We start from the raw sequence: 14,955 nt of genomic DNA on the forward strand, positions 1-14,955 counted from the left end.
TACTTAAGGTTTTATAAATTTCTATAAAAAAAGAAGCCCTTTTCTTAATTAGAAAAGGACTTCTTACCTATTAACAATAAAACTGCCGAAAAAACCTATAATATTATTTTTTTAGAAACAATTATTCCTTCGTTTGTTTTCACTTGAACAATCAAAACTTGATTCACGTCTGGAAGATTTTTTACCACTGACTGCTTGTTATTAATTTTATCTTCGAAGTGGATTAATTTTCCTTGAATATCGAATACTTTTACTGATTCTAGATATAATTTTCCGGAATTTATGAATACGTTTTTATCCTTTTTATAGACAATGATTTGATTAGAATCCGCCACCGGATCGTTAATTCCCAATTGGGTATTTTGATAAATTATTTCGAAACGATCATTAAAAGTTCCAACCGCCGTCGCAAATTCATAGCCACCATTTTTTAAATTATGAGTCACATTCAAAAGTTTGTCTTTTAAGAAAATATCTTGCTCTAAAAACAATCCGTCGAAGCCGTCCAAACTAATTGAAAATGTTCCGGCAATAGTTGTATTTAAGCCTAATGGAACTACATCAGAAGTTTCAAAAGGCAATGCGCGTCCTTGTATTGTTAGATTTTTATCGGAGTTCAAAGAATAAATTGAAACATAATTTCCTCCAAAAAGTTCTCCGTCATAAGCATCGTCAATTTCATTGGTCGCACCATTTAAGTATCCAACCAAAGTTTGATTGAAGGCGCCTTCATTATTTCTTAAATTAATCCAGATTCTGCTTTTATCGTTTGTATTTTGAGTTGAATTCGCCGTCCTAAAAAACTGATTGTTTCCAGCTTTCTCACGCATGCTGTTTGTAAATTTCACCGAAGAAGCCGCATTTGATTTTCCTCCAACGAAAAATGATTGTCCTGAAGCCAAATAACCATTTGGCACGTTTGGATTTGGACTCGAATTTACTATCGGATGTAGCGGATTTACGATCGCCGCACTCGTCGCGGTTCCTCCCACACCGTTGTACGCCGCATAATCGCTTGAGGTATAATTATAAGCTGCGTCTCCCACAATTGCGTTAGTTGGTGGCGAATTGTGTGTCCACAAATAAATTGTTCCGCTGATTTTTGGGCTGTTAAAGCTATCGGTCAAAAATTCGTCAATTAAAATCGCGGATGGATACGGATTTCCGATCAAGTTCCATTTTAAAGTTGTTGCGTTTCCGACAACGCCAATGGTGATGTCACCACTATTTGGAACTCCAGTAAAATTTCCTTCAAAATTGGTGGAATTTACCACATCAATCGGATAAGATTGTGGCGCCCTTGCGATGTAACCTTTTCCAGAAACCATATTAACCGCGCCATTATAGTGTATCAACCAAGCTTGCGCATCAGCATCCCAACTATAATATTTGTCACCCAATGTGTTTGGCGAAAGGTTATATAAAGTTTGTGGAGAAACTGGCGAAGACCAATAGGTGAAATCATAACGCTTCATTGGCTTTGCGTTGCGCTTGGCAATAATATTTCCTGAATTTGTGTTTGTAGTTCCTTCCTGAACAAGACTTGCTCCATCTTGTAAAGTAAACGTTGCGCCACTGCCCACGGTTAATGCGCCTTGTAACGTGACACTGCTTCCTGAATTAACTGTAAAATTTCCTGCGCTCACATCTAGTGTTTTCCCAACGGCGTGGCTTCCGGTGATTGCCATCGTTAGCGTGCTTGGCACATCAATACAATCATCAGAAGTTGGAACTCCAACCGGAATCCAATTTGATGCAATGCTCCAGTCTCCGGTTGGTCCGCCGTTCCAAGTTTTGTTTCGGTACATTTTTACAGTTGAGCAAGAGGTTGTTGCAAAACATGTTGACTCTGCAACTCTTAGAGCATAATAATCAGTTATTGCCGCTGTGGGAAGTACCGAAATTATATTTTCATTAGCGTTCGTATTTTCTAAAACTGCTCTATCGGTTAAAGCGATGTAGTCAATTTCCATTTTTACATTTGGACCTCTTGTATAATCAAAACGCCAACCAGTGATATTTCCACCAGTATTGTTCCAATAACTATTTGTTGACATATCTAAATTAATGATGTGCCAGTTATTATCGTTATTCAAATTAGCACGTACTACTTTGTCTTCTGCCAGACTTTGTGTTCCTTTTTTAAAGTAAATTTCACAGGCGATAGCATCTCCTGAAACCACTCTGTATCTGATTGCAATATTTTTGTAAGTCGCAGGAACAAATGCAGTACTAAAAATAGTTTGCATATCAATTTGTGCATCCGCGCTAGCTGCAGCAACATTATGTGAAGTAACAGTTAAAACACCACCACTAATTGAATTAACTGTAGTTTGCCCTGAAGGATAAGACAAACTACCAGAGTTCCATTCTTCTGAAAACAACACGTTGCCGCAATTTCCTTCAAACCAAAGAGTTGAAGCAGACGTTGTTCCGCCAACTGCTGTTAACGTTGTACTTGATCCCGCACAAACCGATGCTGATGGTGCTGTAATAGAAGTTGGTGCCGTCAATGAAGAGTTTGGCAACCAAGTAAATGTTGTACCTGATGCTGGAAGAGATGTGTTAATTGAATTTACGGATGCTGAAGCAGATGTTCCTCGCAAGGTATTATTAAGCCAACTAGATGCTGGTATCAAACTTCTATTGTTAAAATCAGACGTTGAGCTACCTCTTAAACCTATTTGACAAGTTCGTGAAGTTGTATTTGTTATAGTACAAGTCCCATAAACAATATCTATTTTATTTGTTGTTTCATAAAGACGAATTTGGAAATTCAAATTATCTCCTGCTATTGACGAACCTGCATATCGTCTTGCATTATTCCATTGAATAACAAAAACTCGATTTGGTGACGAACCTTCGATTCCTCTGACAACTGTCGAACTATTAGAAACCAAGTCTCTCCCGAAAGCACTTACCGCTCCATTATAAGAACCAGAAGAAATTGGATCGTAATTAGTTGTACCAGACGCTGACCCAAATGTCAAATATCCATTTGAATTAATAAAACAATTGGTATAGTCTGATCCATTAAACTTAAAAGTGAAACCAATCGGAGTTGAAGCACTAATATTGTCATCCCAGCCTCCTGAAAACAAAGTTGTTGTCGAACTTAGAGGTGAGTAGATTCCTGCAGACTCGCTAAATGCATAACAATCAACTTGGCTATATCCTTTTATCGAGAATAAAAATGTCAAGAGGAGAACTTTGTAATATTTGTTTAAAAAAAAGTTAGTTAGAATTTTACAAGGGGGGCTGTAATTTTTCATATTTTTAGGGGATTTTACCTTACAAAAGTTGTCAATAAAATCCACAATTCAACTAAATGTCAACAGTTTAATGTTAAAAAGTTAGTAAAATCGTTATAATGTAATATATTACCGATAAACAACATTTTTTTCGATTTTAAAAAATTGACAAAATGTGATTATAAAAAAAGAGCGATTCCAACCAAAGAATCGCTCTCAACCAAACCAACCAATAAAAACAAAAATTATGCCTTCATATATTTTATATATTGTTCTGTATCTACTCTTGCTTTTAAGTCGTGAAGCAAGCTGTACAATCCAAAGAAAGTTCTGTTGATGTATAAAAAGTGTTTTGAACCTCGATTTCCATTCATCTTTCTCAGCTTTGGATCTTTGCTGAAATCTTCACTTAATTTCGCCATTTCTCCGAAGAACTTCTCATCCGAAAAATCAAAAAAATCAGCCTGAAAAGGTTTTGTAAATAATTTTAAAACTTGCAAAAACAAATCTGAGAAATAAGCAATTTCTTCTGGACTGTCATCTTTTCTCAAGATTTCCAATTCGTATAATTTCTCCTCGAAAATTACCGGATTGTCAATGATTTCGGGTCTTGCCAATTCAAAATACGGAACATAAAAATCTTCGGGAACTTGTTTGATACAGCCAAAATCTATTGCAATTAAATTTCCTTCTTTATCAATCAAAAAATTCCCAGGATGCGGATCAGCGTGGACTTGCTTTAATTGGTGCATCTGAAACATATAAAAGTCCCAAAGTGCTTGCCCAATTTTATCACCCAATTCACGATTTTGATTGTAAGCCGTGAATTCAGACAAATGCTCGCCATTCATCCAATCCATCGAAATTATTTTCTTCGAAGACAATTCTGGATAATATTTTGGGAATTTTAAATTAGAAATTTCCTTGCAGGCATCAGCAATCATTACGCCTTGTCGCAATTCAAGTTCATAATCGGTTTCCTCCATCAATTTATATTCGACTTCCTTAAAATAGCGCTCAGAATCCTTTCCTTGCAGATTGAACATTTTAATGGCAAAAGGTTTCACAATCGCCAAATCAGAACTAATGCTTTCGGCAACACCCGGATATTGGATTTTTACCGCCAAATCTTTTCCGCTTTTCGACGCTTTGTGAACTTGGCCAATACTCGCCGCGTGCATGGAATCTGGCGTAAAAGTATCGAACACTTCTTCCGGAAAAAGTCCGAGATATTTTTTGAAAGTCTTTCGAACCAAAGGTGCTGACAACGGCGGAACCGAAAATTGCGCCAGAGAAAATTTCTCTACATAAGCTCTTGGCATAATATTTTTGTCCATGCTCAGCATTTGCGCCACTTTCAACGCACTTCCTTTTAGGTTTTTTAATCCGTCATAAATATCTTCAGCATTATTTTCGTTCAATTTTTCTTTGGTCAACGACGGATTTACCATTTTTTCGCCATAATAAGCGATGTAATTTCCGCCAACCTTAAACCCAGTTTTTACAAGCTGTCCGGCGCGTTCAATTTTATTTACAGGTATTTTATCTAAAGTTTTCATCTTGTCATTTTTAAATTAATTGGCAAATATTATCCTCTTTCCTTCCAAATGAATTTTCCCAAATCAAACAAACTTTCTAACGGAGTTGTATCTAAAATATCAAAAGTCGCTTTCACTGCTTTTTCAATCATAATGTCGGTTTTCTCAAAACCTTTCGACGTGTCATCTACCCAAAATTTCAAAATAAACAAAAACTGAAACCAAGCACCTTCCGAGAAAACGGGTCTTGTCAATCGCTTCATCTTGTTTTCTTTTTCATTTTCTTCCGACTTTAAAATATTTACGATATAATCCTTGAATTGGATGCGCAATTCTTTTAGCTGTTGCAAGTTGCGCAACCCTTCCTTATTATCTTTTAAAGCAAAATAAACATACGTTCTGTTCAAATTCAGGATTTCAAAAAGCGTAAAATAGAGCGATAGCAATTTATTTCTGCTTTCATATCCAGCATAATTTGCATCTCTATGCAAAGCATCGATTGTATTCTCAAAAAACTTAACCCAAATATCTTCTTTTACAGCATCCAAGGAATTGTAAAAAGAATAAAAATCAGCTTCTTCGATACTATTGTGCTTGCAAAACAAATACACATTTTTTGGAGCTTCATTGGTTTCCAAAACAGAATTCATATATAAGCTTATGATTTGACTGTCGTCGATAAGCTGTTTTTTATTTTTGGGATTCTTTGCAATTGCCATAATTTGAAGTTTTAAATTCTTCTGTAAATTTACGTTTCAATTATTTCTGAAACATATAAATAGCTGTTAAATATCTTTCAAAAAAATTGACAGTTAATTGATTAGAAAATCTGAAAATTAGAAAATTAGACAACGGGTTGTGGAGCTTCCCCCTTCGTCGGAATGATAATTTAGTTTTAATTTAAAATTATAAAAACAAAAAAAAGACCGCCATTTCTGACGGTCTTTCCAAATAAATATATTTTAAATTAGTTCTTTTGCGCTTCTTTTTGAGCGTCTTGAACCATTTTTTCGTTTGCAGTAATCGCGAATTCCACACGACGGTTTTGAGATCTACCTTCCACTGTTTCGTTTGAAGCAATTGGATCAGCAATTCCTAAACCTGTCGTTTTAAATCTCGAAGAAGAAAGTCCTTTGCTTGCCAAATAAGTTTTCACAGCATCAGCTCTCTGTCCTGACAAAGTCAAGTTATATTCTGGTTTACCAGTTGAATCTGTGTAACCATAAATTTGGATGTCAGTATCAGGATATTGGTTAAAAACTGTCACCAATTTATCAAGATTTGTTTTTGCAGCAGCAGTCAAAGTTGATTTATTTGTATCAAAACGCACTGCATTTTCGTTCAATGTCAATTTAATTCCTTCTCCAACTCTTTCCACTTCAGCTCCTGGAAGCGCGTTGTCAATTTCTCTAGCTTGTTTGTCCATTTTGTTACCAATAACTCCACCGGCAACTCCTCCAACAACTCCTCCAATTACAGCTCCAAGCGCCGTGTTTCCACCTTTTCCAAGGTTATTTCCAAGAACACCGCCAATTACAGCACCGGCAGCAGTACCAATTCCGGCACCTCTTTGTGTGTTATTTGTATTTTTTACAGCTTCACAACTCGTAAAAAACGAACCTACTGCGAACATCGCCGCGATTGAATATATACCTAATCTTTTCATTGTCTTTAGTTTAATTGTTATTTTGAGTTTAGTTTACTTTTGTAAATTGATATACAACGTCTGTCATTTTTCCGCCAACGTCAATTTTATCAACCAATTGGAAAGAATTTTCTGTTGCGTTTGAAATGTTCAAAACATATCCGTCTCTTACTTTTTTCGCTTTTTCACCAGCGTCTAAAACTTTCAAAACAAATTGTCCGTCTTTGTTCACAAACCAAGTAATTGGCGAGCTAAACGCAGGACATCCTGTCTTTGTTAAGGCCATTTCACCTTTATTATTATTAGAAACGAATTTCCAAGTACTTCCAACGAAACATTGCGAATCTGCTAATTGAAAAGCGTTCACTTTGATGTATTCAGAACCTGGATAATCAACTGAACTTACCACGAAGTTCCCTTTAATTAATCGTTCTGTTTTGTTGTCAAGCTTTGTGTTTGTTACTGATGTCGACTTGCAGGAAAGAAATGTCACTGCAAAAGCGGTCATTAAGATTAATTTTTTCATAGTTGGTATTTTTTAATGTTCATTCTTACACAAATATACAACTCAGATGTTTTTTATGTTAAAATTACAGCGTTTATTATCTTAAAATTAACAATTCAGCCAATTTGTCATTTTGTATTTCTTTGGTATTCTATTTGAAATACAGAATCTCGAAAATAATTAACATTAATATCATCAATAGATTATGACAACAGGAAAAATCAATGTATCCGTAGAGAACATTTTCCCGCTTATCAAGAAATTTTTATACAGCGACCACGAGATTTTCTTGCGTGAATTAGTTTCAAATGCGACTGATGCCACATTGAAATTGAAACACTTGACTAACATCGGTGAAGCAAAAGTGGAATATGGAAATCCAATTATCGAAGTAAAAATTGATAAGGAAGGAAAGAAATTGCACATCATCGACCAAGGTTTAGGTATGACATCGGAAGAAGTTGAAAAATACATCAACCAAGTCGCTTTTTCTGGAGCAGAAGAATTTCTTGAAAAATATAAAGATTCTGCCAAAGATTCAGGCATTATCGGACATTTTGGTCTAGGTTTTTACTCTGCTTTTATGGTGGCAGAAAAAGTGGAAATCATTACAAAATCGTTCAAAGATGAGCCAGGAGCACATTGGACTTGCGACGGAAGCCCAGAATTTACGTTAGAGCCATCTGACAAGACTTCTCGCGGAACTGAAATCATCCTTCATATTGCTGAAGATTCTTTAGAATTTTTAGAAGAAGGAAAAATTGCGGGACTTCTTGAAAAGTACAATAAATTTATGCCTGTGCCAATTAAATTCGGAACTAGAACCGAAAAAATTGAGCAGAAAAAAGGCGAAGAAGTTGCTCCGGAAGATAAAGATGAAACTTTCAAAACTGTGGAAGTTGACAATATTATCAACAATCCAAATCCAGCTTGGACGAAACAGCCAACTGAATTATCGGATGAAGATTACAAGAGTTTTTACAGAGAATTGTATCCAAATCAATTCGAAGAACCGCTTTTCAACATTCACTTAAACGTTGATTATCCGTTTAATTTGACTGGAATTTTGTATTTCCCAAAAATGACTGGCGATTTGCAAATTCAGAAAGACAAAATTCAATTGTACCAAAATCAGGTTTATGTTACTGATAATGTAGAAGGAATTGTGCCAGAATTTTTGACAATGCTGAAAGGTGTGATCGATTCTCCAGACATTCCGTTGAACGTTTCGCGTTCTTATTTGCAAGCTGACGGCGCGGTGAAGAAAATTTCAAATTACATCACTAAAAAAGTGGCGGATAAGTTGAAGTTTTTGTTCAACGAAAACCGTGAAGATTTTGAGCAAAAATGGAATGACATTAAAATTGTTTTGGAATATGGAATGCTTTCAGAACCAAAATTCTATGAAAAAGCGGGAGCTTTCACATTGTATCCAACAGTTGACAACAAGTATTTTACACTTGACGAATTAAAAGAAAAAATCAAGGACAACCAGACGGACAAAGACGGAAAGTTGGTGGTTTTATATGCTTCAAACAAAGACGCACAGCACAGTTACATCGCTGAAGCTCAAACAAAAGGTTATGAAGTTTTGATTTTAGATTCGCCGATTATCTCGCATTTGATTCAAAAATTAGAAGCAGATAACGAGAATTTGACTTTCACTCGCGTCGATTCTGATCATATCAACAACTTGATTAAAAAAGACGAAGAAACGATTTCAAAACTTTCTGACGAAGAAAAAGAAAAGTTGAAAACAGAATTGGAATCTGTGATTTCAGACAAAAAATACTCTGTTCAATTAGAAGCTTTAGACAGTCAATCAGCGCCATTTTCAATCACACAGCCAGAGTTTTTGCGTCGTATGAAAGAAATGAGCCAAACCGGTGGCGGTGGAATGTTTGGGATGGGAAATATGCCAGAAATGTATAATCTTGTCGTAAATACCAACCACGAATTGGCTTCAAGCATCTTAAATTCATCGGATAAATCACATCAAGAAGCGTTGGTAAAACAAGCTTTAGACTTGGCAAAATTATCTCAGAATTTATTGAAAGGAGAAGAATTGACAGCTTTCGTAAAAAGAAGCTTTGAGTTGATTAAATAATTTTAGTTTGCAGATTGCAGTTTTCAGATTGCAGTTTATAAACTTTGAGCAAAAACCTGTGAGTTTAACTTGCAGGTTTTTTTATGCCTAAAAAATTTGCATATCAAATCCGTTTGTCGAAATTTGGATAAAAATCATTAAAAATGACTTTAAGTTTAGAAACTCCGGCCTTATTATTTTCAGCAACTTCGTTGATTTTATTGGCTTATACAAATAGATTCTTGACCATTGCCACGATAATTCGAGGATTGAAAACGTCGTATGATCAAGGTGAAAAAAGCTATATTTTAGACCAAATTAAAAACCTCAACTTACGATTGACTTTGATTCGTTATATGCAACTTTTTGGCGTTTTGAGTTTGTTTCTGTCGGTTTTTGCAATGCTTCTTTTGTTTTTGGAACATCAATTGACGAGCATTTATCTCTTTGGATTGAGCTTGCTTTCGTTGTTAATTTCCCTCGGAATTTCGTTTTGGGAAATTAGCATTTCAGTAAAAGCATTGCGTTTGCATCTGAAAGATTTGATCGAGAAGAAGTAAGTTAAATTATAAATTTTAAGAATCCTCAAAGCAATTTGGGGATTTTTTTTACCTAAATTTAAAGTAATCTTTTGATTTTTAGATTAAACCAAATCCAATTTTGCGAGTCTTAATTTTTGAACCCAAATTATTGAACGATGAAAACGAGCCATCTTTGGTCACTCCGATTAGGATTTTCTGGAAAACAGGCACCTTTAATTGAAAGGGGTTTGGATAATTTCCTGAAAAAATCTTTTGCTTCAAAAGTCGATGAAACCGTGCCTGATTTATTGCAAAACAGTCCGGGAACTTTAGAAGAATTGAAAGAAAATCGCGAGCGTTTAAAAAATGCAGACCAAACTTTAAAAAAAGAATTTCTGACGCAAGAAGTGAAAGTAAATCTTGAATTGAAAGCGTGGTGGCTGAAAAAAATGCGTGACGAAGAATTTCCGTTGCGAGAAAAAATGACTTGTTTTTGGCACAATCATTATGTTTCAACATTTCAAAAAGTCAAAGTCAATCATTGGATTTATCAGCACAATCAACTGCTTCGGGAAAATGCTTTTGGGAATTTCAGAGAATTGACCAAGCAAGTTTTGAAAACCAACGCGATGGTGAAATATCTTGATAACAACGAAAATAAAAAAGGAAAATTCAACGAAAATTTAAGTCGGGAATTGCTTGAACTTTTTACTTTGGGCGTTGGAAATTATTCTGAAGAAGATATAAAAAATGGTGCAAAAGCCTTAGCCGGATTGGGATTTGGCGACAAATCAGCTGTTTATCGCCCACGGCAGAAAGAAGATTCTAAGATGACTTACTTCGGGCAAATTGGAAATTTTGATTCGGATGAAATCGTCGATATTATTTTCGAGCAAAAAAACATTCCTTATTTGATTACTAGAAAAATATTGAAGTGGTTTTTGTATGATAATCCAAAGGAAGAATTGGTTGTTTATTATGGAAATTACCTGCGCGAAAAAGATTTTGAAATCGAGCCATTGTTGACCAAAATTTTCTTGGAAGAAGCAAAAAAAGACACTTCCGGAAGCAAAATTAAAGATCCTTTGGTTTATATCTTCCAGCTTTTTGACGAGTTAAATATTGATGAAGGAAACATGAAAATGACTGCTTTTTTCTTGAAAGAACAAGGAATGGATTTGTTCAATCAGCCCAATGTTAAAGGCTGGGACGGCGGAAATAATTGGCTGACTTCACAGATTTTCTTGCAACGAAATAATGCTTCTGATTTGCTGACAAGCGGGAGAATCTTGAATAAAAAAGGTCTTAAAAATGAAGGCGAAAACACGCAATCAAATTTGCCGAAAATCGACATAAAATTAAATTGGAATACGTCAGGAAACAGCAAAGAAATCATCGCAGATTTAAAAGACAGATTGCTTTTTGCGACGGATGAAAATTTACAAAAAGACTTTGAAAACATCCTCAAATACGACTTTAATCCGAAGAATCCTGGTGCCGAAAATGCGGTTTTGAGGTTATTTAATTTCATCACAAAAACCCCCGAATATCAATTGATTTAATTTTAAATTTTGGAATTATGAACAGAAGAAATTTTTTATCGTTGACGGGAACTTTTACTGGTGGCGCCTTGCTTCTGCCCGATTTTTTGTATTCTTTTGCGACTCAAAAAAATCTGGTAGTCGGTGAGCAATGTCTCGTTTTTATCCAATTAAATGGCGGAAACGACGGACTGAATACCTTTATTCCTTTTGAAAATCCTTTGTATTATGATCTTCGTCCAAAAATCGCTTTGAGCAAAGACGAAGTTGTCAGTAAAACCCAAGGAATGGCGTTTCATCCCGCTTTAAAAAACTTCGCCGACATCCAGCAAAACGGAGATTTATCGGTAATTCAAAATGTGGGTTATCCAGAACCGAACCGCTCGCATTTTAGAAGCCAAGAAATTTGGCAAACCGCATCGGCTTCAAGCGAATATAAATCAGAAGGTTGGCTCGGACGTTATTTAGATTTGCAATGCAATGAACATCAACCAACTGCGGGAATAAATATTGATACGATTGACAATTTGGCTTTGAAAGGTTTAGAACCAAATTCTATTACGGTAAAAGATCCAAATCGTTTTAAAACAAAAAATAATGGCGAAGACGGTGGAAAATTGTCTGAAAACCCGCAATTAGATTTTGTTCGAAAAATAGCAACTTCGTTAACAGAAGGTTCTGACGAAATCCAAAAAGCATTATCTAAATCAACTGCGGAAAATTCGTATCCAAAAACGGCTTTGTCAAAAAATCTAGAATGGATTGCGCGCTTGATCAAAGGAAATTTGAATTCAAAAGTTTATTATTCTTCTTTGGGCGGTTTTGACACGCACGACAACCAACTTTCAATCCATAAAAATAAATTATCAGAATTAAATGACGCTGTTTTTGCTTTTTACAATGACTTGAAAGAAGCGTCTTTATTACAAAATGTGACCATTGTAGTTTTTTCAGAATTTGGACGTAGAGCAAAAGATAACGGTCGCGGCACTGATCATGGCACCGCAGCACCAATGTTCATAATTGGCGGACAAAATAAAGGAAAAATCATCGGAAAAAATCCAAATTTGGATGATTTAGACAACGGAGATTTAAAACACGAAATTGACTTTCGAAGTGTTTATGCGAGTTTGCTAAAAGACAAATTAAGCTTTGATCACACAAAAATTGGAATACAAAATAAAGCGCTACAAGGTCTGTTTTAAACAAAAAAAGACGCCAATCACGACGTCCTTTCTCTTCTAAAAACTAACTAAAAATTATTTTTTTGTAATCTTTAAAGTGTTTTGGTTTCCAGAAATATCGGTTGCTACCACTAAATAATTTCCAGAATTTAATTGTGAAACGTCTATTGAAACATTTTCTGTCCCAAAAGATTTTTGCATTACTTTTTGTCCCAAATAATTGTAAATCACCACATCAGAAACAGCTGTTTTCCCAGCAATATTTAAGACATTTTCAACTGGATTTGGATATGCACTGAACTTGATGGCTGTATTTTCTGCAACGCTCAATAACGGTTGATACGTCACGGTAACTGTCCAAGTTCCTGCCGCAACTTTATTATATTCTTTACTGCAACCTTCTCCTCCGTAAGTTCTCCAAGTTCTTAATTCAAACTGCACCGCGCCTGTTGCTCCATTTGCGATATTCAAATTAGAACGTGAGTATTGATAGGTTCCTGTGCTTCCTCCGACTCCGCTCGATACGGCAGTTTCTTTTAGATTTGTCGTAGTACACGCAAGCAGTGATCTTTGTTCAGACATCCAGCCATTTGATGCGGTTTCCATTGAATAAGTTGTTTTTACAGACGCTACTTGAAAACCAGTCGGAACATTTACAGTTAAAACACCTGGACAAGTCGTTGCGCTATTTGCCGTTACGCTATCGCTATAAAGTGTTGACAATTCGCCAGTTGTGTAAGTTGATGTAACTTGTCCTGTTGTGAATTGCGTTGGCTTCCATTGTCCTGAATCTGTCGCTGAACAATTTGATCTTACCCAAACATAATACGTTTGACCAACTGTTAGGTTTGCAATCGTGACAGTCGAGGTAGTAACATTTCCTGTCGGAGATGTAGTATTGGTTGGCGCAACATTGGTTGGTGAAACATAATAATCATAACCTCCAGCAGGCGCGTTTGTTGGTGGTGTCCAAGAAACGGTACCTGTTGTTGCAGTTGTAGAAGTTACCAAATCTGTTGGCGACGGACAAGTTGGCGTAATTTCTGCACTCACCGCAAATAAATTCACTACACCTTCTGCGCTTGAAGATTTTGTAATTGTAATTCCCGTAATGGTTTTGCTTTGGTTTGCCGTTGCAACGGCAATTTGCAATTGATAAATTCTCGGATTTCCTGTTGGAGTTTCTACCACGTTGTCTGCTCTTCCAACTCTTCCGATTCCAGAAATTGCTATCGGCAAAGCTGTTGAATTAAACCAATCTGGAACAACAGATGACGTGATCGCCTGTGTCGTATTGTCAGAAAAAATAATCGTTCCGGTGATTGAAGCTTGACCACTTCCTGTTGTGGCGAGTAGAAACATTCTGGTTGCCGAAATTTGGTTTGTGAAGGTTAAAGTTCCAGAAGTATTCTGCGTAGCAATTCTAAGCGAATTATTCCCAGAATATGGCGCCATCTGAAATTGCATTCCCACAACCGCAGAACTTGCAATCAATCCGCTGGTTGGCAACGCAGTTGAAACCGTTGGACTTGAAGAAGTTGCTTGAAAATCTGTGGTAATAAAAGCGAAATTTGCATTGTCAACTGCCATTGTTGTAGAATTCATGGCACTTCCAACACCATTTGCAATTACGTCAGCATTAAATCCAGAAGCCACTTGCAAAGGCGCAAATTCCTGAGCTTGGGCATAAAAAGAAAATAGAGATGCACAAAAAAGTAGAGTTTTTTTCATTTAAAATAATTTAAGTTGGTTGAATTCGGTTTAGTAAATTACCTTAAAATGACTTTTAAGAGCCGTCATAAATTTGGGGAAACTATTTATGACAAAATCATCAATAAGTTAATTTGTTTCGAAACTACTTAAATATTTTAGATAACTAATAAATAAAATTTATCAAAAACAGCAAAACTCAACTTAATCACAAAATTCAAAACTCCTTTTAAAACGGATTAATTTCTAGTCAATTAAACTAAAAAAATCATATTCAGCATAAAGCAAACTGTAATCTTACAAAAATTGTTAAATTAATCTAAATTTTTCAAGGCATTTTTCTCAAGATCAATCAATTATCCAAAGAAGAACAGGCTTTTTTGTTTTTTGTAATTTTGCATCCAAAACTCGCATAAAGTCATCTGAAACTGCAGGACAACCCCAACTCAAAGGCGAATATCTGGGATAAATTTCATTATCAGAAACAGCGGTCCAAGAATGCAAGACCACGACTCTGTCAACGGCATTTGAATTTGTTTTTTCTAAGCCGTGAAGCCAATATTTGACCTTAATTCCCCACGAACTTGAATCTCTTTTCCCGATTTTATATTTGCCTTTGGCAGAACAATGGCTGTTATCTGCGTTGCTAAATTTCGCCTTTTCCCACTTGGTTTCATTGACTTGGCCCACATCACAGCTTCCGTGAGTTGCTAAATTTTGCTTTGAAACTTTCTTGTCTTTGAAATCATAAACAAAGAATCTATTTTTACCAGAATGAATGCTCAAGTCTACCAAAAAATAATAATCTTGGCTGTATTTATTTTCCTTGCAAAATTTTAAAGCTTCCTTGTGAAAATCAGAATAATTGCGTTTTTCAGTTTCTCCTTTTAAAGAATTTTCGGGAGATTTTTCACAACTGAGAAATTGAAGAAATAAGACGAGAAATAATTTTTGAACCATTTTATGCTGAGGGA

The 14,955-nt window shown here is 35.6% G+C and carries 11 protein-coding genes; 4 read left to right on the top strand and 7 right to left on the bottom strand.

Going from position 1 to position 14,955, the window contains the following annotated elements:
• Positions 1–95: 95 nt before the first annotated feature.
• The 5 genes from ACFPVY_RS08620 to ACFPVY_RS08640 all read right to left on the bottom strand — a co-directional run bounded on the left by ACFPVY_RS08620 (position 96) and on the right by ACFPVY_RS08640 (position 6,960).
• Complete coding sequence (locus ACFPVY_RS08620) at positions 96–3,200, bottom strand: hypothetical protein (protein WP_379791574.1); 3,105 nt, start codon at positions 3,198–3,200, stop codon at positions 96–98.
• Between the two features lie 296 nt (positions 3,201–3,496).
• On the bottom strand, positions 3,497–4,810 hold the full coding sequence (locus ACFPVY_RS08625) for an ABC1 kinase family protein (protein WP_379791575.1): 1,314 nt from the start codon (positions 4,808–4,810) through the stop codon (positions 3,497–3,499).
• A 29-nt stretch (positions 4,811–4,839) separates the two neighbouring features.
• Positions 4,840–5,508: a TetR family transcriptional regulator C-terminal domain-containing protein gene (locus tag ACFPVY_RS08630; RefSeq protein ID WP_379791576.1), complete on the bottom strand. Its 669-nt coding sequence runs from the start codon at positions 5,506–5,508 to the stop codon at positions 4,840–4,842.
• A 248-nt stretch (positions 5,509–5,756) separates the two neighbouring features.
• A complete protein-coding gene (locus tag ACFPVY_RS08635) occupies positions 5,757–6,455 on the bottom strand; it encodes a YiaD family glycine zipper/OmpA-like lipoprotein (RefSeq protein ID WP_379791577.1) in 699 nt (232 codons plus the stop codon).
• 28 nt (positions 6,456–6,483) lie between these two features.
• Positions 6,484–6,960 (bottom strand): hypothetical protein, encoded by a 477-nt coding sequence (locus ACFPVY_RS08640; RefSeq protein WP_379791579.1) that lies wholly within the window; start codon positions 6,958–6,960, stop codon positions 6,484–6,486.
• Between the two features lie 184 nt (positions 6,961–7,144).
• On the opposite strand from ACFPVY_RS08640, the gene htpG reads away from it, so the two are divergent.
• The 4 genes from htpG (at position 7,145) to ACFPVY_RS08660 (ending at position 12,292) form a co-directional block, all read left to right on the top strand.
• Entirely contained in the window at positions 7,145–9,046 is a 1,902-nt protein-coding gene (htpG, locus tag ACFPVY_RS08645) for a molecular chaperone HtpG (protein ID WP_379791580.1), read from the top strand.
• Between the two features lie 143 nt (positions 9,047–9,189).
• Positions 9,190–9,585 (top strand): DUF2721 domain-containing protein, encoded by a 396-nt coding sequence (locus tag ACFPVY_RS08650; RefSeq protein ID WP_379791581.1) that lies wholly within the window; start codon positions 9,190–9,192, stop codon positions 9,583–9,585.
• A 137-nt stretch (positions 9,586–9,722) separates the two neighbouring features.
• Positions 9,723–11,108 (top strand): DUF1800 domain-containing protein, encoded by a 1,386-nt coding sequence (locus tag ACFPVY_RS08655; protein WP_379791582.1) that lies wholly within the window; start codon positions 9,723–9,725, stop codon positions 11,106–11,108.
• Between the two features lie 17 nt (positions 11,109–11,125).
• Positions 11,126–12,292: a DUF1501 domain-containing protein gene (locus ACFPVY_RS08660; RefSeq protein ID WP_379791583.1), complete on the top strand. Its 1,167-nt coding sequence runs from the start codon at positions 11,126–11,128 to the stop codon at positions 12,290–12,292.
• A gap of 54 nt (positions 12,293–12,346) precedes the next feature.
• On the opposite strand, the gene ACFPVY_RS08665 is transcribed toward ACFPVY_RS08660, so the two are convergent.
• Positions 12,347–14,002, bottom strand: a complete 1,656-nt coding sequence (locus ACFPVY_RS08665; RefSeq protein WP_379791584.1) for a T9SS type A sorting domain-containing protein — start codon at positions 14,000–14,002, stop codon at positions 12,347–12,349.
• 327 nt (positions 14,003–14,329) lie between these two features.
• Positions 14,330–14,941 (bottom strand): murein L,D-transpeptidase catalytic domain-containing protein, encoded by a 612-nt coding sequence (locus ACFPVY_RS08670; protein WP_379791585.1) that lies wholly within the window; start codon positions 14,939–14,941, stop codon positions 14,330–14,332.
• Positions 14,942–14,955 lie beyond the last annotated feature (14 nt).

Origin of the sequence: Flavobacterium qiangtangense (genome assembly GCF_042658345.1) — a bacterium.
In the GTDB taxonomy this organism is placed as follows: domain Bacteria; phylum Bacteroidota; class Bacteroidia; order Flavobacteriales; family Flavobacteriaceae; genus Flavobacterium; species Flavobacterium qiangtangense.

Excerpts from the sequence above, each read along its gene's own strand:
- ACFPVY_RS08660 (WP_379791583.1), top strand. The coding sequence starts at position 11,126 with ATGAACAGAAGAAATTTTTTATCGTTGACGGGAACTTTTACTGGTGGC.
- htpG (WP_379791580.1), top strand. The coding sequence starts at position 7,145 with ATGACAACAGGAAAAATCAATGTATCCGTAGAGAACATTTTCCCGCTT.
- ACFPVY_RS08625 (WP_379791575.1), bottom strand. The coding sequence starts at position 4,810 with ATGAAAACTTTAGATAAAATACCTGTAAATAAAATTGAACGCGCCGGA.
- ACFPVY_RS08630 (WP_379791576.1), bottom strand. The coding sequence starts at position 5,508 with ATGGCAATTGCAAAGAATCCCAAAAATAAAAAACAGCTTATCGACGAC.
- ACFPVY_RS08640 (WP_379791579.1), bottom strand. The coding sequence starts at position 6,960 with ATGAAAAAATTAATCTTAATGACCGCTTTTGCAGTGACATTTCTTTCC.
- ACFPVY_RS08670 (WP_379791585.1), bottom strand. The coding sequence starts at position 14,941 with ATGGTTCAAAAATTATTTCTCGTCTTATTTCTTCAATTTCTCAGTTGT.
- ACFPVY_RS08655 (WP_379791582.1), top strand. The coding sequence starts at position 9,723 with ATGAAAACGAGCCATCTTTGGTCACTCCGATTAGGATTTTCTGGAAAA.
- ACFPVY_RS08635 (WP_379791577.1), bottom strand. The coding sequence starts at position 6,455 with ATGAAAAGATTAGGTATATATTCAATCGCGGCGATGTTCGCAGTAGGT.
- ACFPVY_RS08650 (WP_379791581.1), top strand. The coding sequence starts at position 9,190 with ATGACTTTAAGTTTAGAAACTCCGGCCTTATTATTTTCAGCAACTTCG.
- ACFPVY_RS08665 (WP_379791584.1), bottom strand. The coding sequence starts at position 14,002 with ATGAAAAAAACTCTACTTTTTTGTGCATCTCTATTTTCTTTTTATGCC.